Consider the following 22979-nt stretch of genomic DNA (forward strand, 5'->3'; position numbering starts at 1 on the left):
CAAAAGCATTGACAGCGGAAACACTGACCTTGGTGGCGCCACTAGCGTCAAACACCTTCCCTTACGGATAACAAAAATGATTGGTTCATCCCGGGCATGGTCTTTAATTGCGTTGAAGGCGGAAAAGCGACAATACGGCGGCAACACCGGATATGACGATGAGCTGACGAGTACCTATCGGTACGATGCGGCAGTCCCAAATCATAAGCAGCTTGCAATCGGCGATTTGGTCCTAATCCGAGATGCCGACCATCTGGTTGGTCTGGCTCAAATAGAGAACATCACTTCTTCGACAATCCAGAAGATTAGGCAGCGTTGCCCGGAATGCGGTCAAGTCGCAATCAAATTGCGGAAAACAAAGACGCCCCCGTGGAGGTGCAGTTCAGGGCATGAATTCAAGATGCCGATGTCGGAAACCATTTCCCTCATTGGCTTCGAAGCCCACTATGGCGAAAGCTTTGTTCCCACTCCTGAGGCGATCCCGGTCGCAGATATTAAAGCCGCTGCCTTGCGACCCAGCGACCAACTATCGATGGAAGAGCTGGATCTCGCGAAACTTGAGCAAGGATTGACGGTAAACTTTCCAGAGACACGGGCGCTAATAATGCGATTCCTGGATGGAGTCACTCTAAGCCCAATGGATGCGACCGGAGGGCCGAAAATAAGTTTGGAAAATACAGGTAGCCCGTTCGTTCCATCATTGTGCGATACGCGTGAAAGCGCGCTAAGATCGATTAAGCTCAGGCGCGGACAGAAGAGCTTCCGGGACAGTTTGCTCAAGCGTTACGGCGGCCGGTGCGTGGCCACGGGGTGTGACCTGATAGATATCGTTGAAGCCGCACATATTGATCCTTACCGCGACGCCAATGACAATCACCCCGAAAATGGATTGCTGTTGAGGGCCGACCTTCACACATTGTTCGATCTTAACTTGATGGCGATCGAACCGAACACGCTCGTATTAAGGTTTCATCCAAAGGTTCTTGCTGCGGGCTATATCGCGCTTGAGGGTAAATCAATATTTCTTGATAAACACACGCAACCATCTCCTGCACCCATCGCCAGAAGGTGGGCAGCTTTTTATAAAACAATGACGGACAAGTAGTTGCATCGACAAGAAGTGCGACGGCGGGGCGTATGATGGATACTGCGGCATGACTTCCTCAAATCATTTCGCAGAACAAAGCAGCGTGCATCGATACTACTAAGCAACTCGCAAGTTCGAATATTGGCAACGGACTATTCGTGCACGCCGTCTCTGGAGTCCACTTCGGACACGGGACGCACATGACGGGGAACCGCTGTCGGATTGACGACAACGGCTAGCCCGGGAAGAGGAAGAACCAGGCGCTCTGGTTGGATCTCGGACCTGACGCTTTCAATTTCGGCTGATAGCTGCTCTGCTAGTTCCACGACTGAAGCGTGGATGTTTTGCAGGCGTACTTTCTGAAAATGGCCCCAGTCGGTCCAAACTGCGCTCTCATCTCTTCCACCGTATCCGCTGAAGTGTGCGCCGTAGCGAGCAAGTACAAAGAGGCGCAGCTTTAGCGTATGCGAGATTTGGAATCCTAGCCTTCGCCCCAACTCACCCTCACCAAATTCCTCAATCCATTTGCGTACTTCGGAAATCCAGCGATTGCTTTCGTCGAGAAGGTTGCGGCCTGTGCTGCGCCGAATCTTTTGGTCTGCTGCAACGGGCTGCTGCCACTTCATCTGACACAGAGCTATTTCGCCCGTCGCGCTGTCGTATGTGGCGAAATCGACATCTGTCACAACTTGGGTGCCGCGCCTAAGCTTAACGCCGCGACGAGTCGACTGCCAGCGCGGCGTCGGAAATAACAATTCCAGTTCCGCAATCCATCGGGCTTCCCGTTCATTTGCGATCCGGAACCAATCCTTCTCATATTTTTTACGAAGGTCGTTTAGGAGAAAAAGGAACGGGTTGATGTCGAGGCCATAGGCGGGAAGCAGGCATGCGCCAACACTTGTTCGCATGACCGGCGCCCAAGCTGTATCGCTTCGCTCCAGATGAAGCGCCTTGTTTGCGGGCTCCAGCATGAGGTGACTCAGCAGCCTCTGCACTTCCAGCGTGTCTGCATCCAGAAACGTCGCTATGGAGACTAGCAGATCATCGAAAAACGAGAACCCAGTCAGCATGTTTCGAAAATCAAGCTTCGGATGGCGGTGCTTGAGAAGTCCCGTATAGCAGAGCCGCATTTGTCCCATCGCAGATAGCGCTTTCAATATCTGCACGTAGTCCGAGAAGTTTCGCCCGCCGATTGTGTCGCCATCGCTGACCATATCTCTGTATGGCATCCGCCTCAGGTAGAGCTCAGCCCAATCATGGAAATAGCGATCGATCTCAGGCGACGTTCCGTAGCTCATTGACCAACCATGGGAAACGGATAGCTGTCTTTCCAGCACAGGGAGGAGGGAACGATGCCTCTCTTCCAACGCTGCTTCCTCGGTTCGATCGGCGATGGTGGCTTGCGCACTTGACCAGTGTGCACCCGCATGCCCCACTTCTTCACTGTAAAGCGACGTGTCGGAAGTCGAGAGGGCCAAAATGCCCGTTTGGTTGACTCGCCTAGGATCGACAGAGGCGGACAGCAGCCCGTCCTTCAGTAGTTCGGCCTGACGTTCGGCGAGTGCAAGGACTCCGCAGTTGAATAGAAAACTATCTGCCTTTGCCTGCGTTTCTGCAGTCGAGGGAAATAGCTTGAATGGTTCGCCGTGCAAGTGATCCGGCAAGATGCGGGACAGAGCACCATTTACACCCCATGACATGATTGTGGTTTCGCGAGAATCAGAGTCGTCGCACTCTTCCGACTCTGGGAACAGTTCGCGGCAAAAGACATAGTCGATCGCACGGACCGTCTCAAATGCCAGAGGTTCCGAGGGCCGCTCGTACACCTTAAGCTGTTGACGCTGCGCATTAACGGCACTTTCAAGCAGCGAGCAAGCCTGCGTGTGCACGGCCCGATCATTCGTCACAGTGGCCGCCTGATGAGCATAAAAGTTGACCTGAATTCGCTGGTAAACCCAGCGGTCGATGCCGAAATTTGAGCAGCAGCAAGTGCCGGATGCAAACTCCCTGGACGGACATCCCACAGCGGATGCGCAGCGATTACTGCGCGAGTACCGATCAGCACCGCGGGTAAAGCAGCGAATTGAGCCACGGTGCTTCCGGGAACTGCTGAATGAAGCCGCTGGATAGCTAGGCTCGGGAGGCCCGCCCAGTACGATGGCGTAAAGTCGATAGCAGCGGCAGGGTTGAGCGCCAGGCGCGCGAGGTCAATTGCGAGCCGCCAATCGAGGATGCTGTGATATGCAAGGTTGCTATAGTCGCGCATGCATTCATGGCAGGATGTCTGGCAAGCCAAGCCATGGTCGTCAGGCTGATGACGCAAATCGAGGCGGCCGAGAAAGTTGTTGCTGCACAGGTCCAACAACAACGAATGGAATTCTGTCGGCGTTCCTAGATGAGTGCTGTAGCCTGCGCCATTCTCGAGCGTGTCAGACATAAAGATCTGGCCAAGGACAGTGCCCGCCGAATCGACTGTCGTTCTCAAGCCAACCTTCAGTTCGGAGTCGCTTACGTCCAGCCGAACGGCAGCGGCTCGACGCAGCATAAAGCCGAAGGAGTAAAGCGCGGCACGGCCTTCTACCCGCAGAGGATCCGCAAGGATTCCTGCTGGCCATGCATGAACACCGGCGATCAGTACGTCGGTTGGACTGATCGCGGCCAGCGCGCGAACGTCGGGACCTGCAATCGGGGATGGGATGCGAGAGATGCCGGGTACTTTATCTAGCGCGCTACTCGTCATCCACGTTTCGCCTTGATAAAACTTCGCGAACTCGAAGAGGTTGCCATTGTTGTCGTTGATGACGAAAACTCTCTCTGGCCCACTGAAAATGCTGAAATTGGCGTGCTGCACCGTCTGAACCGGCCCCGTGCTGAGCTTGGGCCGAGTCGCACGCGGAGTCCAATCGAATGTGCCGTCATAGTCACGCTCGCTTCCGTAGAAGGTACGGAAGCCTGCGGGTTGCGAGAGGTCAATCACCCGATAGTCAGGGGCCACTTCGCCGCACACCTGGCATGAAACCGCGGGCGGAGTGTTTGCGTCGATCGATTGGCATCGGCGGCAGGCACCAACAGCAATAGGAGGACCGAGGGGATTGGGGGTCTCGACGGCCATGTTCCCTTGACGCTGATAGTTGACAACTCCGACGGCCGTTTGAATTAGCCCTTCCTTTACGGTTTCAGAGCCGGGGGCGAACTGGCTGATCGCTAGGTCAAGGGCACGGTCTATCACGTCTTCGGGCGGCCATCGTCCCGTCGAAGGGCGCTTGTGATAAAGATAACGGACCCGCGTGGGAAAGCCGAACATCGGCAACACCCCGGCATTGGCTAGGCGCTCGCTCAGTTGTTCCTGTGTAAGGTGGGGGGAAATCACGGCCGCATCTATGCTTGAGATCAGGCGGCTGGCTGCGTAAACTAGGATAGCTGCACGCTGCGCCTGAAGAGCAGGTTCTGTCGATTGCAAGAGCAGATCGCAGATCTCCGCGACGCGAAGCTGATTGGCTGCGATCCAGTCGGCCACGAGATCTCGCACCGTCATTCCCACGGGGAATCCTGTCGGCGGTTGTGGCGCAGCTTGATTCCATGAAACAGTCTCGCCGAATTCACCGTGGACGCTGTCTGGCGAAGCCGCGCCAAAGAGGCCAAGCGAATCAAATGCCTCCCGCAATACTTCCTTTGCCAGTACGCGCTGGAGTATTGGCAACGCGCCCATATCCACGTAGGGAGCGGGCGGCGGATCGGCAGTAATTCCGTCCGGCCGCTGGAAATAGTAATCGTCGTGGCTTCGACCCCGGCAGAGAGTTAGTGCGACTGAGACGGCCGCTCCCCGCCGACCTGCCCGGCCGACTCGTTGTTGGTAGTTAAATCGTAGCGGCGGCATATTCGCCATCATGACCGCTAGCAGAGAGCCAATGTCAACGCCGGCCTCCATGGTCGTCGTAACGCTTAGTAGATCGATGGTATCGGTCACCGGCTGTTCCACAGGCGGCGGAAGGCAAATGCTTTGGAATAGACGTTGACGCCGACGACCCTCGGTCTTGCTTGTCTGTCCCGTCAACTCCTCACAATTCAAACGAAACAGAGGACCAGCACCTTGGGCGAGGAACGAATAGTAGTCGTCTGCCGTCGCGCCTGTGCCAACTGGCTGAGCTGCACCCAGTGTACCAAGGCAATCTGTGCAAACTCCCCCGCTTGGGTGAAGGTGAACACGGCGGCACTGCGTGCACTCGTAGGAGACGGCTCCAGCGCGCTTGACCCGGAGTTGCATCGGGTGAACCAGGAAGCTGTTCACCAAGCCACCGCTCTCGATTCTCGCCCGAACGTCTGCCTCAAAAGCAGCAGGGTTACGGCCATGCCGCTGTGCAACAGCTTCTAGGTACCGATGCAGAAACCCAGGCATGGTGGGGCTTCCAGTGGCCGTATATGGCCAATCTCGAACCCGCCTTCGCTCCCCTAGGAGTCGCAGCGCGCTATCCGCTGCTTCGCATAGAACTGGATCGGACGCTCCGGGAGCGCTACCGCCTACCGCTGCGTGCGCGATCTGTAGGGACTCCAGTCCGCGTCGCCCTGATGCAAACAGCACGTTGACAACTGCAGCAAGGGCTAGCTGGCGCAGGCGGCTCAAATGCGTTTGCTGCCGCGGCGTCAGGCCTGTGTGATGTTCGATCGGTACTGCACCTGACCAGTCGTATAGGTCGCGCCAACTACCTTGAAGGCTATCAGGCTCAGTCCAGAGGGCGTCTTTGCCATAGCCGCCAGGGTTGACGCCGGCAATAAGCAGGGTGCGTTCGGCGTCACGGAATACGTCGCTGAGCAAATGCGGACCAGCGGCAGCCGCGATGATAGCGGCAGCCGCTTGGGCGTTAGTCATGCCCGGTCGTGAGGGACACTGCGCGTTTGCCGCAGCGCCTAAGCTTTGGCTTAGAACTAGCGCATCGTGAGGGAACGATTGAGCAAAAGTGTTAGCCGTCTCCTGATCTTCTGGCGTGAGCGTTTGCCCCTGTGCGTGTCGGAGAAATGCGTATGCGCCTCTCCCCGCAATTGCGAGTGCCTCGACCACCGCTTGGCGAACCGCGTCGAGATGGTGGGCTTGGCGCATCCCGGCGGAGAGTTTAGCCGCGTCCTGCCGACTGTCTGAAAATACGACTAGCTTGCGGTTTGCCTCGTGTCCGGCTGGCGAGATTTCGCGCAACAGGGTATCGGCGAGAACTTGAGCGACTTTCTGAAAGCCGGTTCGTTGGCCACGAACTGGCGATCCGACGCTCCGTCCGCTCCAATCGGCGTCGCAGCGGGGGCAACGAGACGGAAAAGCCCCGGGCGATGGCCGTCGTCGAGTGCCCGGCCTCGGCCGGGCATGCATTGACGGAACATAGTAGATGTATCCATCTCCGGCTATTCCGGTTGTGACCACGCCTGATGCACGGTTGAGCTGAGCAGCGCGCCATTCGCGCGGGATGCTGCCCTCGGTCCATGTTGGCGAGGCTGGAGTGCGACCAGCTGCCGGCCAGAAGACTGCGTAATTGCTATAGTCTCTCTCGGCTGCTGCCCGATCTGGCACCTGTTCCAGATCGGGGAAGTCCGGACTGAGGCTCCATTGATTCGGATTCCCCGTGTCTCCGCGATATCCACCCAGAAATGTTTCGCCGCAAGGTTCGCAGTAAAGAAGCTCTAGCACGCGCGAGCCACATCCGCACGCAGGCAATGGCAAATGGTGGAGCGTCCCGACGGGACATGCGCTTGTCCTGTTGGTCGCTGTTGCGCACGAGGGATTCGAGCATGCCCATAGGCCCTGGACGTTGCGGAACATAATGTGGGCGCGGACCGGAAGCATCGGATCTCCCGATGGCGATCGCGCGGCGCCCATCGCAGCGATAAGGCCCACTGCCGCTGCAGTCGCATCATCGTGGGACAGGTCGGGGAAGAGGGTCTCTCCGATTTGCGCAGGTTGACGGGGAAGAATCCGCTGCGGCGTGCTGCTTGAGCAGGCGTGCCGCACCGCATCGACAGCACCCACCTGCGTCAATGCTGCGGCCAACCGTGCCTCGTTGACCGTTTCTGCTGCCGGCATCGGCGCACCGACAGCGCTTTCGAAAGCTTCAACCATCTCAGTGCAAAGACCGCGATTGCTGAGAGCTGCGCCGATCGAAGCGAATGCTGGAGCGTGCGCGGCAACCAAAGCTGCGCGGGATATATTGATAGGCCGCTGAAGCCCTCCAATGATACGGAATCGCGAACGGCTTCGGCCGAAGAAGCCCTCCAGATAGTCAAGTCCGGTAGCGTCGTCAGAGAGCGAAGCCGAGGATGCGATGATCCGCAATTGGTCGTGATCGGGATGGAGGCCAAGGCGGTCCAGAAGCACCCGAAGCAGGTATGCGACTTCCGTCCCAGGCGTGCCGCGGTACGTGTGCAGTTCATCGACGACGAGATGAAAGACGTTCCGGCTGTCCGCGGCGAGCCAACGTCGGGTAGCATCGAATATCGGCGCCTCGACTGTCCTCATCAGCATGATATTAAGCATGCTGTAGTTTGTGATGAGGATATCGGGCGGCTGGTCCTGCATGTCCCACCGCGACCACATTTCAGCGCCATTTAGCTCCTGAAAGAAGCGGGCCGCGTCAGGCGTCGCGGCCACAGCCTGAGCATCGGTCTGCATGGATAGAAGCTCTTGCCTCAGTTCGCGTTCTTTCGCAGCGCTTCGGTCACCCGCCACAGGTGTTCGGCCCGTGTACCGACCGAAATAGAACCTGTGGCCTCCGCGGTTGCTGTCCAGCCAGGTGCGCGCGCCGGGGCTATCGAAGCCATCGCGTAGGCGTACGAGCTGGTCTTCCGCCAGCGCGTTGAGTGGATACATAACCAATGCCCGCATGGCGGCTGGCCGGCCCACCGCATTTTCGTGCCCGCGTTGCGGCACGCGGGGATGATTGCGGCTTACCCCCGACGAGGCTGAATGATTCCACCAATCACGAGTCGGCTGCGGTGGGGGGCAGGTCCCCCACCGCGTAGACTCTTCCACGAGGGCTGCCGCGAGGGGAAGCAGGAAGCATTCGGTTTTCCCTGAGCCGGTGCCGCTCGTAACCACTACATCGTTTCCGTCTCGAGCTGATGCTCGTAACGCGTCGAACTGGTGTTGGTGTAGCTCGCGATGTACGGGAAAGAGTCCGTGCCCGACAAAGGTGGCGAGATCGGCAATTGTGGAAGGTGCCCAGGCTCCGTTCAAGATCTCGGCAGCAGCAGCAGGGAAAAGCCGTCCGCTGCTCACATAGGGCGGAATCGGCTCAATGAGCGGCTCGCGATAAAGTCGGCCGTCCCGATCGAGTATCGCCCGCCGTTCGTCAACGAGAGGCTGGTAGCGGAGGTCAAATGGACTATCAAGATACCGCAGGTAGGTTTCCCTGAGCTTGTCGAAAATTGCGATCGGGTTTGTCATTTGCCAACCTGTTAGGTGATGCGTTGACCCAGCGTCACTGCTACGGCCCGCGCTACTGAATGCTCTACGCGGTGGTAGTCAATACAACCGCTTCTTGATTCTGGAAGTTCTCCCGAACAAACAACGAGCGCACGCTCAATCAGCATTGGCGGGCGACATGTAGCTTTTATCGAAAAGATCTTGTTCTCCGCCGAATAGTGAATTACGCGGTTCCTCGGCCTGAGGATCCGGTATTTCCCGACGGCCGGATCGCAGGCCAATGGCTGACCGTCTTTAATAACCACATAGGCGGTCTCGTAATCCGAGCTGAATCGAAAGAGGCCAGATCGAGCTTCCGACGCTGTCTGCGGAGTGCTAGGGATCCATTCCTGTCGTGACTTCGAGAACCGCAAGACGGCCCAGCCTCCAACCGGAATTGTGCTCGGCAAAAGTTTGGCGCTCCTGGGGGCAATAGCGCAGGACAGCAGCGCAAGGGGAGCATTCCACTGCACTGCTACGCCTGCCGCAGTAGCAATAGCTTCCAGCTCGATAGCCGTCGCTGCTGACACCTCGACGATGTCGGGTCCCCCTTCTTGGGATCTGGTAAGTACCCGCTCAGGTCCTGCCGCACTGCTGAGCCGGGCCATCAGGCGTGGGGTGCGTGCACCGCAGAGGACGGCGCGGAAACTAGCGGCGAAATAATCCCCGGCGGCGAGAACAGGCGGAGCCACGCGCCAAGCCTCTGGTCCAATGGCAGGAGCGAACTCGGCATGTCCAAGTTTTGCAAGATTCCACTCCACCCTTCGTCGAAGAGAGCCTCCTGAACGTGCGGTGCCTAGCTCTGTCACTTTCGAACTGAATGCTTGGGCGGAGCCGGCACGCCTGGCAGACATCCAAAGTAGAAGTTCGTTCATCGGTGGCCTCCTCTCTTCTGCATGCGCGCCGCTTGCCGATATAGTTGCCACAGGGCATCGTCCTGGGAATTGTCAAGGTGTGCACGGGCGTCGAGCAAAAGCTGGCACCACTGCCGTTGCGCAGCGGGCGTGGAGTTAAAGGTGGGCTTCCGTGGTGACGCACCCTTCGTAAACAGCCGCGGAGGGCACCGCGTTCCCGCATGCCGAGGGAATATTGCCCAGACCGGCCGGAATGCCGGTGAGGCTATAGCGGATCCATAGGCCGAAGGAGTGGCCCACGAGACTTGTCCGGGTTCTGCGCCAAGGAGCCAGCAACCTGAAGGTGAAAGAAGAACCAAGGCGCCGACATCGGGGCGGCCCGAGACCGTAGCCCCGCAGGCGTAAAACTGGTCCCTTGAATGCGCATGCCAGGTAGGCCACGTTTCCGCAGTCTCAACGATCTCGTATGACCGTGACAGTCCGGCGTAGTGGACCGTATGCTGGCCGCATCGATCCCATCCGCGGGTAGTCCAGACACCGTCGTCAATGGTTGCAGGCTGGCCGTCGATCGTAACTTCCCCCTGCGCTGCATCAATCCCTACGATTCGGATTGTCGGAGGTCGATCCGAAATCCAGACGCTTCGGCTAACCGAAATTCCACCCGCAAGCTCGATTACCGCATGAGGAAGCGGGTTAAGTGCCAGCAAGATCTCTTCTGTACATTCCAGTTTTGCTTGCCGCTTGGGCCGGTAACCGCGGAAGCACCGCCAGCCGTCAGCAACGCCAGGTCCGGTTACCTCGACAAGGTCATTCGCGCCTGTACCTTTGCACAGGTCCAGCGCGGAAGCACTGATTCCGTTAATACACAGGATGACATTCTCTTGCCCGATCACTGCTCTCGGTACGCTCACGAAACCTGGGATACCGGGGCGTTCTGAGAATACATGTAGAGTTCGTGGCGTCCTGATCCACCGGCGATCTACCGCGTCTGCGGTTTTTACGACAATTCCATCCTGTAAAGCTGCGCTTATATTGGAGAGAGGTAGCGGTTCAAAGAATTCGTCGTCAATCGCGACAAGGCTGATAGTTTCCGAGCCAACACGGATTGCAACCTGCTCGGGCATGCCTTCTGGGCGCCGCAGGAGAATAGAGGCGGCTATGCCCCATCCTCCAGGTTGGAAGGTGAGAATCAAGTCCGCATCGAGCCCTCCAGTACCTCGATTCTTCCTCGGCATGGATTTGGAGCGGGTAGTAGTGGTTCTCGGCCGGGTCCTAAGGCGCGGACGATACGCTGGCAGTTGCCTCGGTTCGCTCACGTCCATGGTGGTTGCGGAAATACGGAGGTCCGCGCCAATATCCTGGGATCCATTGCCCTTTGCACTTTCCCCAACCGTACTGTCGCCAACTCGAGAATCAGTAGCGGCCGGAGTTGTTGCGGGTCTCGTCACAAAAGGCAGCAGGCTGTCCTCCGGCTCATCCGACGTTGGTGTGTCCTCCAAATCCCCTTGATCCGAAGTAGCATACAAGGCCGCGCTACCCTGTTCCCGCGCTGGTGATTCGAGCGACTCTGCCGGAAGCCCATAACCTTCAACGGGAGTGATCGGAGGGTCGCTCCTGGCGGCCTCGGGCGGCGGCGTTTCGGTGTAAGGGGCAAGATGAGCCGGAGCGTCGAGCGAAATCTCAGCGACTATCTGCTGGCCAAGCAATTGCACTTCTTCAGCGATGGAAGTCGAGTTAGGGGACACTAGCCCGAGGTGGGACGGGGTTTCAATGACCAAATAAGAACCACTTTGTTCGTCTTTAACTAGGGCGGTTGATTCCACGGCAACGCTCGCGACAGTCACGGGCTTGTGACGCGAATCCAATTGGATCGCACCGAGCGACTGAGTTCCGGCTAACTCTATGTTGCTGTGTGTTTCTGTCGCAACTGGCGCCGAAGCCGAAGAGAGCGGTGTTTGAGCGACGGCAGTCGACTGGCATTCTGGCGCGACTTCATTCGTAGGCCTTGCGGAGAAGCGCCGCGCGATCCAGCTAAGCAGCCGGTGAATGATGCGGGTGAGTACGCTTGGCATCAAACGACGTCCGGCCATGCCGCCTGTCCACTCGAAACTTGGCGAGAAAGAAACCTGAACGATGAGCGCTGCGTGCGAAGCGCCATCATTCGGCGCTCAAAAGCATAGATTTGCACTTCAATCCCCCGGACGCACCAGAGTGCGCTTGCCTGTCCTATTCGATATTAATATCTGTAATTTTGATCAAAACGGCAGCTTGCAGAATGCCATGACTTCAGTAATGTGTCGAGAAGTAGCCACCGCATTAATTTCAAAGCTTCGAACACTTTAGCGCCTCGCGGATACTTCCCGCCGAGGCCACCCCCGTCGTGTGCGGCACCTTTGCGTGAACACTGACGGGCGATAGGTGTAACACCCACGGGGAAAGTGAAATGCCGGACAGTCGTGATCTGGATTCATTTGATCGAGCGCAGCTTTACGAAGAAGTGTGGACCACCCCGATGGTACATATCGGGAAAAAGCATGGTCTCTCTGGAACTGCGATTCGACGTATATGCAACGCCCTTCAAATACCGGTTCCTGGGCCGGGGCATTGGACGCGGGTGGAGTTGGGACACCTCGTTCAGCGCCCTGCGCTGCCGCCACTGTCCGAGCGCCTGACGATAACCGCAGCGCCTGCAATTGGCACTCAACCGTTCCGTAAAAAAGGACGCGACATGAAACCCCGACGCGCATTGGAGGAACGTGCCGCAGATCCTACCTTCATGGCGGTTCAACGAAAGTCTGAACGTTGGCACGCAATTCTCAAGGGCCTGTGCCAACAGATGGAGAAAGACGCTGCTAAAGCGACTCAACTGAAGACGCAACATGAATGGGAACAAGCTCATCCGGGAAAGCGATACCCGTCTCGCCCGGACGTCGCCTATGGGAGCTGGGAATATTTTTGCGACGCCGGACAACTGCTTCTTACGATAACGCATCGCAGGCTTGTTGCCCGCCTGTCCTTGGGCAGCTATACACGAGGACTTATCTTACTCAATACGATCTGCCATCAGGCTGAACAAAGAGGCTACTCGGTAGGCATGCTGCAGGGTGAAGAGCGCCTCAGGTTGTCTCGCGAAGAGGCTTATGTCGAGCTTCGGGTCTCTGAGAAATTGGTTGCAGGAACTCGATACCGCGTGAATAGCTGGGACAATTCTCGGCAACCTGTTCGGACGCTGAGCCCCACGGGAAAGCTTGCGCTGTTTGTGGAGCAACAGGGAACGGGACACACGGAACTCGCTGACCGTCCGGACGAATTACTGGAGAACCAAATCGATCGAATTTTCGAGGCCATCGATCATCGGTACAAAGGGTCACTGGCGAGACTCGCCGAACGTGCGAGATGGGAGCAAGACAGGAAAGAGGCCGAAATTAGACGACTCGAAGATGAGCGACGGCAACAGGAGGCTCAAAAGAGAGCCGAGAACGAGAAGCTGCGGCGTCAGGCATTCATTTCAGAAGTCGAGAATTGGCACCGCGCCGAACTGATCCGAGGGTATCTTGCCGTGCTGGACATCCGGCTGGGCAAAGGTGGCCGAACGATGGACAGCTACTCCCAGTGGCGCACGTGGGCGGAAGCGGTTGCCGACGACCTCGATCGAAGTGACTGCCGCGTTGGAACATCCGATTGATCGACCTGTGCGGCACTCGTAACGCATGGGATCAACCCGAAATTCACGCGGCGGTGCCCCTCTATCCAAGTGGTTTGAAGTTGCGCTACGTTGACAAAAATCGGTTACAGGGTGGTTACATGACATCGAAAAATGAAAAAGGGTTACAGGCAAATCACCTGTAACCCTTTGATATTCCTGGTGGAGAGGAGGAGGATCGAACTCCCGACCTTCGCATTGCGAACGCGACGCTCTCCCAGCTGAGCTACCCCCCCAACGTTTTCTGATTCTAGCACAGCCTTAAGACCGTCTGACAAGGCCCAAACGCTGCCTGCAGCGCATCTTATTTCGACGGCGAGCCCGCGAGAATCCAGCCAACAACCGTCTTGATATCGGCCCCGCTCATGGATCGATGCGACGGCATGGGCAATACACCCCATACTCCGCTGCCCCCATCCCTCACCTTGGTTTCGAGCCGCGCTTGCGCCTGCGCGTCGCCCTTGTACTTCCCGGCTATCTGCTGGAACGACGGCCCGACCAGCTTGCGATCCACCGCGTGACATCCCATGCAGGCATTCTTGCGCGCAATATTGACGGCATCGGCGGGAGAAGAAACAACGGGCGCGTCAGCTGCCAGCACGCCCCAGCTGGCCGTGATCGCCATCGCGAACACGGCCATGGAAGACCACCGCTTCATTTCCCGGCGGGCGCAGGACTGCCCGGATGTACGTCGGAGTTCTTGACCGGCGCGGGCGCCTGCACATCCAGCGGCGTCGAACTCACGGATGAATCAGGCACCGCGCCGACCGTCGCATCGCTGTTCGCAGGTGCGGGTGCAGCAGCCGCACTCGCGCCCGATGCTGCCGCGGCCGACAACGCCTGGGCTTCCTCCGGCTTGATGTACTGGAACACCTTGACCACCTGCGCAACACCCGGCACCTGTGCCGCCACATTCGCGCCGGCATTGCCTTCTTCACGCGTGACCAGGCCCATCAGATACACCGTGCCGCGCTCGCATACCACCTTGTAGTAGTTCGCCCGCAGATCCTTCTCACCGACCAGCGCACCCTTCACGCGGCTCTCGAGATAAGCATCGTTAGTCCGCGATGACAACGAACTCGCGCCCTGGATAGCGAGCTCATTCACAATGCTGTTCACATTGTTGATGCCGCGCACCACCTCTTCGGCCTTCTGTTTCCATTGATCAGCCGGTACTTCGCCGGTCAGCAGAACGCGCCGGTTGAACACGGTCACGCTGACGTGGGCCTGGTCGGGCAGGCTTTCACCAATGCGCGACTTGGCTTTCACCTGGATCTCGCGATCCTCGGTTTGCGCGCCGAGCGTCCGCCGGTCGGTGGCGACAAGCGTGCCGCCGCCCACTGCGCCGCCCATTGCACCGATCACCACAAGCGGGCAACCTTGCAGGGTCAGCGCGACGCCTGACAACAGGCTCACCAGCAACGTGGCTCTGGCTAGCGTCGACCTGACGCGGGTCTTTTTCATCAACTCGTTCCCCTTAAGAATCATTCGTCTCCCAGCAGCATCGCATCGATGCCATCGCACAGGCAGTGAATGGTTAGCAGATGGACTTCCTGGATTCGCGCCGGCCGTTCGGACGGCACGCAGATATGGATGTCGGTATCGGCAAGCACTTCGCTGATCACGCCGCCCCCCGCGCCCGTCAACGCGATCACGAACATCTCGCGCTCGTGCGCGGCCTGGATTGCCGCCAGCAAGTTGACCGAGTTGCCCGAGGTGGAGAGGACGACCAGCACGTCGCCGGCTTGCCCGAGCGCACGGATCTGCTTCGCATAGATCTCTTCGAACGCCGAGTTATTGCCGATCCCCGTGAGCGTCAGGACATTCGCGTCCAGAGCTGTGGCCGGCAAGCCAGGCCGCTCGCGCTCGAAATGCCCGACCAGCGCAGACGCAAGCCGCTGAGAGTTGGCCGCGGATCCGCCGTTTCCGCACGTGAGGATTCGCGAGCCGTTGGCGAGCGCGCCGAACAGCACGTCAATGGCTGCGGCGACAGGGAAAGCAAGCGTGTCGAGTGCTTCGCGATGGACTGCCGCGTTTTCGCGGAAATGTTGCTGGATACGTTCGACGGACATCGACTCTCGGTTATCGGCCGCGCCATGCGCGGTGGTTCATTGACGGACTGCTTCGATGATCTGCTTCAATGGCTTGCTTCAATGACTGGCTTCGACCGCTTGCTGCCAAACCGATGCTGCACCACTTGAATACTTGAGCTTCTGCGCCTCAAGGTACGCGCCTCACCGCAGCGAGCTCTCGCACAGCGGTTGAACATATGGCCGCGATCAACCCGGCGCGCAGGCTCCGCGCAGTTTACCGCACTCACTGACCGCGTCACTTAAGATGCAGCCATTTTCACGACGTATCGGAGCGAAAAGCATCGCGTAACCACACGATACGGCCTGCGTCGAACGCGATCACGTCGAAGCGGCACACGGGCAACGCCCCGCGCCACGTCATCAGATAGTGCTGCGCCGCGAGCACCAGCCGCCGCTGCTTATGCGCGCCGACACTCGCTGCCGCCGCCGCGAACTGGCGGCTGCGGCGCGCGCGTACCTCCACGAATACAAGCGCACGCTGACTGCCGATCTCACGCATCACGAGATCGATTTCGCCACCGCGACAGGAGAAATTGCGCGCGACAAAACGCAGGCGTTGCCGCTGCAGGTATTCAAGCGCGCGTTGCTCGAACGCGCTTCCGATCGTTTTCGACACTCCGTTCCCCAAAAAGTTGTCCCTCTTCGCATGGCACAATGGCGTTCTCCGCCTGCCACCCGCCCTCATGACTCCTCTCTCCGAATTGGCCCTTGGCCAGCAGTTTCCGGCTGGCGCCCTCTATATAGTCGCGACACCCATTGGCAATGTCGCGGACATCACGGTGCGCGCGCTGCACGTGCTCGGACTCGTCGACCGGGTGGCGGCCGAAGACACGCGCAACACGTCGCAACTGCTGTCGCGCTATGGCATTTCGAAGCCGACCATAGCCGTGCACGAACACAACGAGCGCAGCGCCGCTGAGAACGTGATTGCGCATCTGCGCAATGGAGAACGCATTGCATGTGTCTCCGACGCGGGCACGCCAGGCATCTCGGACCCCGGCGCAAAGCTGGTCGATGCCGTGCGCGAAGCGGGCTTTCCCGTCATTCCGTTACCGGGCGCGAGCGCGTTCACCACCGCGCTCAGCGTAGCCGGCGCATGGGTTCACACGTTTTCGTTCATCGGCTTTCTTGCCACCAAACCGAAACAGCGTGACACGCAATTGCAGTCGCTGCTCACGCACGCGCCGGCGCTCGTGTTCTACGAAGCACCGCATCGGATTGTGGAAACGGTGCAGGCGCTTGAGCGCGCATTCGGTGGCGAGCGGCAATTGCTGATTGCCCGTGAGCTGACCAAGTTACATGAGAGCATCCATCGCTGCACCCTGGCCGAAGGGCCAACGTGGCTATCCGGCGATGCAAACCGGCAACGCGGCGAATTCGTTTTAGTGGTTGAAGGCGCGCCGCAAAAGGAGGCGGCGGACGACGCTCATGATGCGTTGCTCGCGACCTTGCTGGAGGAGTTGTCGGTGAGCAGCGCTGCGAGACTGGCGGCAACATTGACGGGTGCATCGCGCAACGCGCTTTACACAAGGGCGCTGGCGATGGATAAGGCGCGTGGCGAACAAGAGCACGAATAAGACGCGCAAACGCGGCGCAATAAAAAAGCGGGCCGTCGAAACGGCCCGCTTTTACTAAGACTCAACAATCAACAGACGATGCTCAGTCGACTGGGTTGATTGACGCCAGCGATTGATCTCGTGCCGCCGCCCGCCCTTCTTCTGGCGTCAAGCCCTCGATCTTCACCTTTCCGACACCCGCGCCACGCATGCCCAGCACAGCAGCTGCCGCATAGGAAAGGTCGATCACGCGGCCACGCGCGTACGGGCCGCGGTCGTTGATCTTGACGACCACCGTTTTGTGATTCGCCTCATTGGTCACACGTACCCACGAAGCAAGCGGCAACGTGCGATGCGCCGCGGTGAGCGCGTGCATGTCGTAACGTTCGCCGCTGGCCGTCTTGCGACCGTGGAAACCGCGTCCATACCAGGAAGCGCGGCCCTGCTGCTCGAAGTCGCTGACGTCAGGCCCGGCGGTGATGGGCTCCGCGTTGGCGAGCGAAGATTTATCGGACGAATTGCTGGCCGACGGAGGCAATGCATTCAGCCGGGAGTCGTAGGCAAGCGGTGCAGCCAGACCTGCCGAACCTCGGCCCGAATTCGCAGCGTTGCTTGCGGTGCCCGACTGCGCGCCGGTTCTCAGCGCACTGGCCTGATCGCCGCCGCTTGGCGGCATGGCGCAACCCGTAAGGATTGCAAAGACCAAAAGACTCCCGAGATGTCGGGTTAGTCGTACATTCATAGACGTGTAATCAACGGTTCGAGCCGCCTCAACCGTCCGACAAAACGCGGACGTGCGTAGGCAGCTCAAGGCTTTTTCCGCGCAAAGATACACTCCGCTCGAAAGTTCGAACGGCGAGCCAGTGCTCGGGTGCGGCGTACCTCGCCGCAAATGCCCGGTTAGTTTTCACGTCTGGCGCAACCTGTCCCCGGCAGCCTGACCAGACCCCACATGCCGCCATCGAACGTGGATCACACGTTCTTGCGCGCTCAACTGCGCAGGAACGGCGGCGTAGGCCCCATCCAGCGTAACGGCAGCTAAGGCCGTTGCAGGTGCATCGCACCTGGCTGGACAAGACGTGTACATCGGCCGAAACCGATGCTTGATTGCGATTTCGAAGCATCTCTGCTCCGAATTGCGTACTTGATGACAATTGTAAAAACGCGCTACTCGTGTTTCTTATTGCCCATTGATGGCATGTTCAAACCATGCACAAGTAGCCCGATTATACCCAAATGCATAGGCGGACCACCTGGAGACGAACAAAATGTTACTCATTTTCTCCATTGGCGTAAAAATTGCGGTTTCTGCCTGTTTTTTAGGCACATTTTGACCGTTCGGCCAACGCTTGGCGCGCTGCCGCAGCGCTGGTTTTCGCCCGTTACAATGGACGTTTTTACACGCCTCGGTCCCCCAGCCATGAAGGTCACCCTTATTCCCGTGACACCGTTCCAGCAAAACTGTTCAATCGTCGTGTGCGAGACAACGGGCCGCGCGGTCGTCGTCGATCCGGGCGGTGAAGTCGAGCGGATCATCAGCGCAGTCGAACAACTCAATGTGACCGTCGACAAGGTGCTGCTCACGCACGGACATCTGGATCACTGCGGCGGAGCAAAGGCGCTCGCCGATCACTACGGCGTGGAAATCCACGGACCGCACACCGAAGACGCATTCTGGATCGACCAGTTGCCGGCACAAAGCAAGCGCTTCGGCTTCGGCGACGCACAGGCCTTCACGCCCGACCGGTGGCTGCAAGAAGGTGACTCGGTTCAGTTCGGCGACGAAACCATGGAGGTCTATCACTGCCCCGGACATACCCCGGGCCATGTGATCTTCTTCAGCCGGGCGAACCGCCTGGCCTTGGTCGGCGACGTGCTGTTCGCGGGCTCGATTGGCCGTACTGATTTTCCGCGCGGCGATCATTCGGACCTCGTGCGCTCAGTGCAGGACAAGCTTTGGCCACTGGGCGATGACGTCACGTTCGTGCCGGGCCACGGCCCAACCTCCACGTTCGGACATGAACGCCGCACCAATCCGTTTGTCGCCGACAGGATGAACGCATGAGCATCGCCATTCCTGAAATCTACGTCAGCACAGATGTCGAAGCTGATGGCCCCATCCCCGGCCCGCATTCCATGCTGAGTTTTGCGTCGGCGGCCTACACGGAACACAAGGAACTGATCGGCACGTTCTCAGCCAATCTCGAGACACTGGAAGGCGCGGCGCCTCACCCTATTCAAGCCGCGTGGTGGAAAACCCAGCCCGAGGCGTGGGCCGCATGCCGGACCGACTTGCAGCAACCGCTCACCGCCTTGCGGGCGTACGTGGAATGGGTCGAGGCATTGCCCGGCAAGCCGGTGTTCGTCGCCTATCCGGCCGGTTTCGACTTCACCTACATGTTCTGGTACATGATGCGTTTCGCTGAACGCTGTCCGTTCTCATGGTCGGCGCTCGACATCAAGACGCTGGCGTTCGCGCTGACCGACCTGCCCTACCGGAAGGCGATCAAACCGCGTTTGCCGAAACACTGGTTCGACGAACTCCCGCATACGCACGTCGCGCTCGATGACGCCGTTGAACAAGGTGCTCTTTTCTGCAACATGCTGGCCGAATTGCGGACTCAACGGGCGCTTCTGGCGTCGCTGAAAGCAACTGGCGAAACGTCGGACGACAAAGACATCGAAGGACAAAACGCGCAGTCTGGGCGCTGAGTTAGGCAATATTGCTCACCGCAGGCGTTTGACATTGCGCTTCTTTTCCGCCGCCTCTACTATTGGAGTTGGTAGCGACCGAAAGGAGGCGCAGTTGACTCTCGACACGTTTTCACAAAAAATCCTGCGGCTTCTGCAACTGGACGCCCGCCGTTCGGTTCAGGAGATATCCGACCAGGTCGGGCTGTCGAGCACTCCGTGCTGGCGGCGTATCAAGGACATGGAGCAGTCCGGGGTGATCCAGCGCTACACCGCGTTGCTCGATCGGGAAAAACTCGGGTTGCATGTCTGCGCGCTCGCTCATATTCATCTCACCCGTCACACAGAAGGCGGCGTCGAGCAATTCGAACGCGAGATCACCACGTGCCCGGAAGTAACGGAATGCTATAGCACCACGGGCGAGGCGGATTACATCCTGAAAATTGTCGCCCCGGATATCAAGTCCTACGACGCCTTTCTACACGACCGCATCTTCAAGATTCCGGCAGTCGCACAAGTCCGGACCAGCGTGGTCCTGCGCGAAATCAAATTCGATACGCAATTGCCGCTTTAAGATAGCTTTCAAATACATGAATATTGACGTTTTAATCAGGGCGTGAAACGGCAGTCGATTCAGCAATGACCATGTGCGGCCCATTTCTTACAGTTCGTGCAAACCGAATCTCGCGCGCCCCGAGTTTTCGCTTGAGCGCGTCAAAATCGCCGGGTTCCAGACTGGCCAGTTGATCGTCGCTTAAGTCTGCGGGAAGCGTCACGTCGATATCGAAGCCACTGCTCAGATAATGCAGGTTCAGCGCGTTGTACGTGAGACCATGAGCTCCGAATACGGCGCTTACGGCATCGCTGACATCCGAGCGCGTCGGCATTCTGCCCGGCGGCGGGTTGATTTCATCATTTTCCGGATCGACGTGAATCAACGCGTCGACGACATGAGTATTCGTCAACAAGCGCGCTCGCGCCGATTCCGCAATGTAATGACCCTCTGAAACTGAAATGAGGGGATCGACGAGAATATGCGCGTCGACAATGGCGAGATCTCCCATTTTCCGGGTACGCAATTCATGCACGTCGCGAACACCCGGCGTGCTGGTCAACAGCATGCGTAACTTATCCGTTTCGGCAAGATCCAGCGCGCGATCGGACAAATCCTGCAGCGCATCCCATCCGAAAGTCCAACCCATCCTTGCCAACATAAATCCGACAATGGCGGCCGCGATAGGGTCCAGCAAACGCCAACCGGCCATACTCCCAATAATACCGATAGCAACGACCAGCGACGACGCCGCGTCAGAACGTGCGTGCCACGCATTTGCGATCAGGAGTGCCGATCTCACGCGTTCGGCAGCGCGGAGCATATAGCGAAACAATAACTCCTTGGAAATCAAAACGATCACCGCAACTATCAGCGCACTGGCGTGAACCTCCGGGATGTCTTGAATATTGGTAATACGTTCACCCGCTCGCCATAACATCCCCACGCCGACAGCTATTAAAAGCGCGCCGAGAAATAATGAAGCGACCGTTTCATAACGACTGTGGCCGTAGTTGTGATCGCTGTCAGGGGCGGCGTCGCTATGCCGATTGGCCAGGAGAACGATGAAGTCCGAGACCAGATCGGACAGTGAATGAACGCCATCGGCAATCAAGGCCTGGGAATGCGCGAACACGCCGACGACAATCTGCGCTGCCATCAGCACAGAGTTCACCGCGATGCTCGCGAAAGTTGTTTTGCGGGCTACATCCTGCTTTTCTGCGGTGCGCGCTGTTGATAGCGACATGTCATCACTCGAAGTCATCATGTGACGAATTTTACCAAGCCGCCGTGTACCGCATTCACTTAAAAACTAAAAAATCCTATAAAAATCATTCATTTAACTTAAACACGACGCGTTCTCAGTTGTGTCTTGAATATCATCACAATGCCGTGCGGCAGGCTGGTTTCAATCGTGCCGGCTATCGGCGCGCAGACGCGGAGGCACAAAAAAAGCCGCACCGTTTAATGGTGCGGCTTTTTCAAACAATCCGATCTCACTTCTGGATCAGGAAGCTGTCGCGCTCTTGACCCGCAATCCATTTCGGCGGCTTGCCGCGGCCCGACCACGTGCTGCCGCTGTCCGGGTCACGATACTTCGGTGCAACGCCCGCACGCGGACGCGTGGCATTTTTCAGATTTTTACCGCCGCGGCCACCTGCCAATTCAGCAAGCGTGATGCCGTAGTCGGCCATCTTCTGCTTGATTTCATTGAGAACTTCGGCGTATTCCCGCGACTTCGCTTCTTCAATCTGTCGTTCGAGATTTTCGCGCTGCGCGAGAAGTTCCTTGTAAGACGGCATGATGATTTCCTTTGTGGTTTGCAGTGTACGAGTCGTCGCCCGTTCCGGTTATAACATAAAGCCTCTCAATAGATCGCAGATTAACACAACCAGGATTTTGCGCACGCTTCTACACTATCGATTTAAATCGATTGAGTCGAACGGGCGTCCGTAACAATTGGTGTGATTCGATGAATCGTTGCCGAAACTCCGCATTCATCTTACTTACACCGTTAAATTAACCAGCAAGGTCTTTCATGAAATGAAAATAACCCGAAACATATCGGTTAAACCTTCCATCCCGTGCGAGTTTGCCCAAAATGCTTCATTGCCGTAACGCCATCTTGTAATTTATTGACATAAAGACACCATTGAGCGATTGCAAGTTCAGACAATCACCTATGCCGTTCAATACAATCGATCAACGCGGCATTCAGCTCCGCGCGAGTTTGTTTCGGTTTATCGAAGGTGAAACGATTGCGCGTTCCGGGAGTCCGCAGGTCGCAACCATATTTGTCGATACCCATTAGTTCGAGTCCCGCCGGTCGCGCGGGAGAATCGGCAAATAATTCCAGGAGCCGAAGCTCATTCTGCTCGGATAACGGTTCGAGTGGATCGAGCGCCGTCGCATCCAGCCAGCCCATTGCGCCAAAGCCGCCTATATAACGCATGCGTTCGAGCGACATGATCCAAAACGTGAAGTCGCCCAATTCGAGATAACGGGCCGCATCCGGGTGATATCGGAGATAACGGCGCGCCAGTTCATCGACGGATTCAGGCGGCGCCGGAGAAAACGAGCCGAGCATCGTAAGACGCTGGCCTTCGAGAATAGCGTCGCCGCCCGAATGGGTAATCAGAAAACCCGCGCGCGGGTCGAGTTGCAGATTGCGCGTGTGCTCCGCCAGATGGCTAATGAGCACCATTGGCACATGGCGGGCGGTCGGCGCGAACGGTAATGCCGTGGGGTAAGGAAAACCGCGCGGCTCACGCGAGTGTGTGGCAAGCGTGCCGTGCGGCACTTGATGCAATAGATGCAACGGAGCATGCGACGGGATATTCAAAGCGGACCTCACGAGAGAACTCATCACTGGAACTCACCAGCGGTCATACGAACGGGCCAGTATGAAAAGTGGGCGCCCTTTACGATCTTAAAGCACTAAAACCAGGTCCGTCCGCAACCCGATAGAATTGAAAGCTTCCTCGGCCGCCGGAAGAACCGG

17 protein-coding genes, 1 tRNA gene and 1 pseudogene are annotated in these 22979 nt (G+C 58.0%); 7 read left to right on the forward strand and 12 right to left on the reverse strand.

Annotated elements, in window-relative coordinates; all coding sequences use genetic code 11:
• The first annotated feature begins 76 nt into the window (after positions 1-76).
• Complete coding sequence (locus AWB69_RS03675) at positions 77-1105, forward strand: HNH endonuclease (RefSeq protein ID WP_062082241.1); 1029 nt, start codon at positions 77-79, stop codon at positions 1103-1105.
• 134 nt (positions 1106-1239) lie between these two features.
• On the opposite strand, the gene AWB69_RS03680 is transcribed toward AWB69_RS03675, so the two are convergent.
• A complete protein-coding gene (locus AWB69_RS03680; RefSeq protein ID WP_062082243.1) occupies positions 1240-2994 on the reverse strand; it encodes a hypothetical protein in 1755 nt (584 codons plus the stop codon).
• The gene (locus AWB69_RS50545; protein WP_331712653.1) at positions 2991-7187 is read right to left on the reverse strand and encodes a helicase C-terminal domain-containing protein; all 4197 of its coding nucleotides are present in this window, start codon (positions 7185-7187) and stop codon (positions 2991-2993) included. The genes AWB69_RS03680 and AWB69_RS50545 overlap by 4 nt, the downstream gene beginning before the upstream one ends.
• Here AWB69_RS50545 and AWB69_RS49160 point away from each other — a divergent pair.
• Entirely contained in the window at positions 7071-7676 is a 606-nt protein-coding gene (locus tag AWB69_RS49160; protein WP_231936962.1) for a hypothetical protein, read from the forward strand. The two genes, AWB69_RS50545 and AWB69_RS49160, sit on opposite strands and share 117 nt — an antisense overlap.
• 207 nt (positions 7677-7883) lie before the next feature.
• On the opposite strand, the pseudogene AWB69_RS50695 reads toward AWB69_RS49160, so the two are convergent.
• Positions 7884-8510: pseudogene (locus AWB69_RS50695) on the reverse strand (DEAD/DEAH box helicase); the annotation flags it as partial.
• Positions 8511-11825: 3315 nt separating this feature from the next.
• On the opposite strand from AWB69_RS50695, the gene AWB69_RS03700 reads away from it, so the two are divergent.
• The gene (locus AWB69_RS03700) at positions 11826-13067 is read left to right on the forward strand and encodes a hypothetical protein (protein WP_156528722.1); all 1242 of its coding nucleotides are present in this window, start codon (positions 11826-11828) and stop codon (positions 13065-13067) included.
• A 178-nt stretch (positions 13068-13245) separates the two neighbouring features.
• On the opposite strand, the gene AWB69_RS03705 is transcribed toward AWB69_RS03700, so the two are convergent.
• The 5 genes from AWB69_RS03705 to AWB69_RS03725 all read right to left on the reverse strand — a co-directional run bounded on the left by AWB69_RS03705 (position 13246) and on the right by AWB69_RS03725 (position 15863).
• Positions 13246-13321 (reverse strand) — tRNA-Ala (locus AWB69_RS03705).
• Positions 13322-13389: 68 nt separating this feature from the next.
• Complete coding sequence (locus tag AWB69_RS03710) at positions 13390-13725, reverse strand: c-type cytochrome (protein WP_407923011.1); 336 nt, start codon at positions 13723-13725, stop codon at positions 13390-13392.
• A gap of 14 nt (positions 13726-13739) precedes the next feature.
• The gene (locus tag AWB69_RS03715; RefSeq protein ID WP_062082494.1) at positions 13740-14549 is read right to left on the reverse strand and encodes a BON domain-containing protein; all 810 of its coding nucleotides are present in this window, start codon (positions 14547-14549) and stop codon (positions 13740-13742) included.
• Positions 14550-14569: 20 nt separating this feature from the next.
• A complete protein-coding gene (locus AWB69_RS03720; RefSeq protein WP_062082254.1) occupies positions 14570-15157 on the reverse strand; it encodes an SIS domain-containing protein in 588 nt (195 codons plus the stop codon).
• 277 nt (positions 15158-15434) lie between these two features.
• A complete protein-coding gene (locus tag AWB69_RS03725) occupies positions 15435-15863 on the reverse strand; it encodes a YraN family protein (protein ID WP_062082256.1) in 429 nt (142 codons plus the stop codon).
• On the opposite strand from AWB69_RS03725, the gene rsmI reads away from it, so the two are divergent.
• Positions 15862-16755 (forward strand): 16S rRNA (cytidine(1402)-2'-O)-methyltransferase, encoded by an 894-nt coding sequence (rsmI, locus tag AWB69_RS03730; protein WP_062082258.1) that lies wholly within the window; start codon positions 15862-15864, stop codon positions 16753-16755. The two genes, AWB69_RS03725 and rsmI, sit on opposite strands and share 2 nt — an antisense overlap.
• A gap of 82 nt (positions 16756-16837) precedes the next feature.
• Here the strand turns inward: rsmI and AWB69_RS03735 are convergent, their stop codons facing one another.
• Entirely contained in the window at positions 16838-17476 is a 639-nt protein-coding gene (locus AWB69_RS03735; RefSeq protein WP_062082261.1) for a septal ring lytic transglycosylase RlpA family protein, read from the reverse strand.
• Between the two features lie 678 nt (positions 17477-18154).
• On the opposite strand from AWB69_RS03735, the gene AWB69_RS03740 reads away from it, so the two are divergent.
• The 3 genes from AWB69_RS03740 to AWB69_RS03750 all read left to right on the forward strand — a co-directional run bounded on the left by AWB69_RS03740 (position 18155) and on the right by AWB69_RS03750 (position 19999).
• Complete coding sequence (locus tag AWB69_RS03740; RefSeq protein WP_062082263.1) at positions 18155-18799, forward strand: MBL fold metallo-hydrolase; 645 nt, start codon at positions 18155-18157, stop codon at positions 18797-18799.
• Positions 18796-19446 (forward strand): 3'-5' exonuclease family protein, encoded by a 651-nt coding sequence (locus AWB69_RS03745; protein ID WP_062082266.1) that lies wholly within the window; start codon positions 18796-18798, stop codon positions 19444-19446. The genes AWB69_RS03740 and AWB69_RS03745 overlap by 4 nt, the downstream gene beginning before the upstream one ends.
• A gap of 94 nt (positions 19447-19540) precedes the next feature.
• Positions 19541-19999, forward strand: coding sequence for an Lrp/AsnC family transcriptional regulator (locus AWB69_RS03750; protein ID WP_031357026.1), 459 nt, complete (start codon positions 19541-19543; stop codon positions 19997-19999).
• 31 nt (positions 20000-20030) lie between these two features.
• On the opposite strand, the gene AWB69_RS03755 is transcribed toward AWB69_RS03750, so the two are convergent.
• The 3 genes from AWB69_RS03755 to AWB69_RS03765 all read right to left on the reverse strand — a co-directional run bounded on the left by AWB69_RS03755 (position 20031) and on the right by AWB69_RS03765 (position 22820).
• Positions 20031-21224 carry a cation diffusion facilitator family transporter gene (locus tag AWB69_RS03755; RefSeq protein ID WP_062082269.1) on the reverse strand — a complete coding sequence of 398 codons (1194 nt, stop codon included), beginning with the start codon at positions 21222-21224 and terminating at the stop codon, positions 20031-20033.
• A 250-nt stretch (positions 21225-21474) separates the two neighbouring features.
• Positions 21475-21780, reverse strand: coding sequence for an H-NS histone family protein (locus tag AWB69_RS03760; protein ID WP_062082271.1), 306 nt, complete (start codon positions 21778-21780; stop codon positions 21475-21477).
• A 374-nt stretch (positions 21781-22154) separates the two neighbouring features.
• Positions 22155-22820 carry a HugZ family pyridoxamine 5'-phosphate oxidase gene (locus AWB69_RS03765; RefSeq protein ID WP_062082273.1) on the reverse strand — a complete coding sequence of 222 codons (666 nt, stop codon included), beginning with the start codon at positions 22818-22820 and terminating at the stop codon, positions 22155-22157.
• Between the last annotated feature and the right edge of the window lie 159 nt (positions 22821-22979).

The sequence above is a fragment of the Caballeronia udeis genome, assembly GCF_001544555.2.
Classification (GTDB): domain Bacteria; phylum Pseudomonadota; class Gammaproteobacteria; order Burkholderiales; family Burkholderiaceae; genus Caballeronia; species Caballeronia udeis.

Excerpts from the sequence above, each read along its gene's own strand:
- AWB69_RS03675 (WP_062082241.1), top strand. The coding sequence starts at position 77 with ATGATTGGTTCATCCCGGGCATGGTCTTTAATTGCGTTGAAGGCGGAA.
- AWB69_RS50545 (WP_331712653.1), bottom strand. The coding sequence starts at position 7,187 with ATGGTTGAAGCTTTCGAAAGCGCTGTCGGTGCGCCGATGCCGGCAGCA.
- AWB69_RS03700 (WP_156528722.1), top strand. The coding sequence starts at position 11,826 with ATGCCGGACAGTCGTGATCTGGATTCATTTGATCGAGCGCAGCTTTAC.
- AWB69_RS03710 (WP_407923011.1), bottom strand. The coding sequence starts at position 13,725 with ATGGCCGTGTTCGCGATGGCGATCACGGCCAGCTGGGGCGTGCTGGCA.
- AWB69_RS03715 (WP_062082494.1), bottom strand. The coding sequence starts at position 14,549 with ATGAAAAAGACCCGCGTCAGGTCGACGCTAGCCAGAGCCACGTTGCTG.
- AWB69_RS03720 (WP_062082254.1), bottom strand. The coding sequence starts at position 15,157 with ATGTCCGTCGAACGTATCCAGCAACATTTCCGCGAAAACGCGGCAGTC.
- rsmI (WP_062082258.1), top strand. The coding sequence starts at position 15,862 with ATGACTCCTCTCTCCGAATTGGCCCTTGGCCAGCAGTTTCCGGCTGGC.
- AWB69_RS03725 (WP_062082256.1), bottom strand. The coding sequence starts at position 15,863 with ATGAGGGCGGGTGGCAGGCGGAGAACGCCATTGTGCCATGCGAAGAGG.
- AWB69_RS03735 (WP_062082261.1), bottom strand. The coding sequence starts at position 17,476 with ATGAATGTACGACTAACCCGACATCTCGGGAGTCTTTTGGTCTTTGCA.
- AWB69_RS03740 (WP_062082263.1), top strand. The coding sequence starts at position 18,155 with ATGAAGGTCACCCTTATTCCCGTGACACCGTTCCAGCAAAACTGTTCA.
- AWB69_RS03745 (WP_062082266.1), top strand. The coding sequence starts at position 18,796 with ATGAGCATCGCCATTCCTGAAATCTACGTCAGCACAGATGTCGAAGCT.
- AWB69_RS03755 (WP_062082269.1), bottom strand. The coding sequence starts at position 21,224 with ATGTCGCTATCAACAGCGCGCACCGCAGAAAAGCAGGATGTAGCCCGC.
- AWB69_RS03760 (WP_062082271.1), bottom strand. The coding sequence starts at position 21,780 with ATGCCGTCTTACAAGGAACTTCTCGCGCAGCGCGAAAATCTCGAACGA.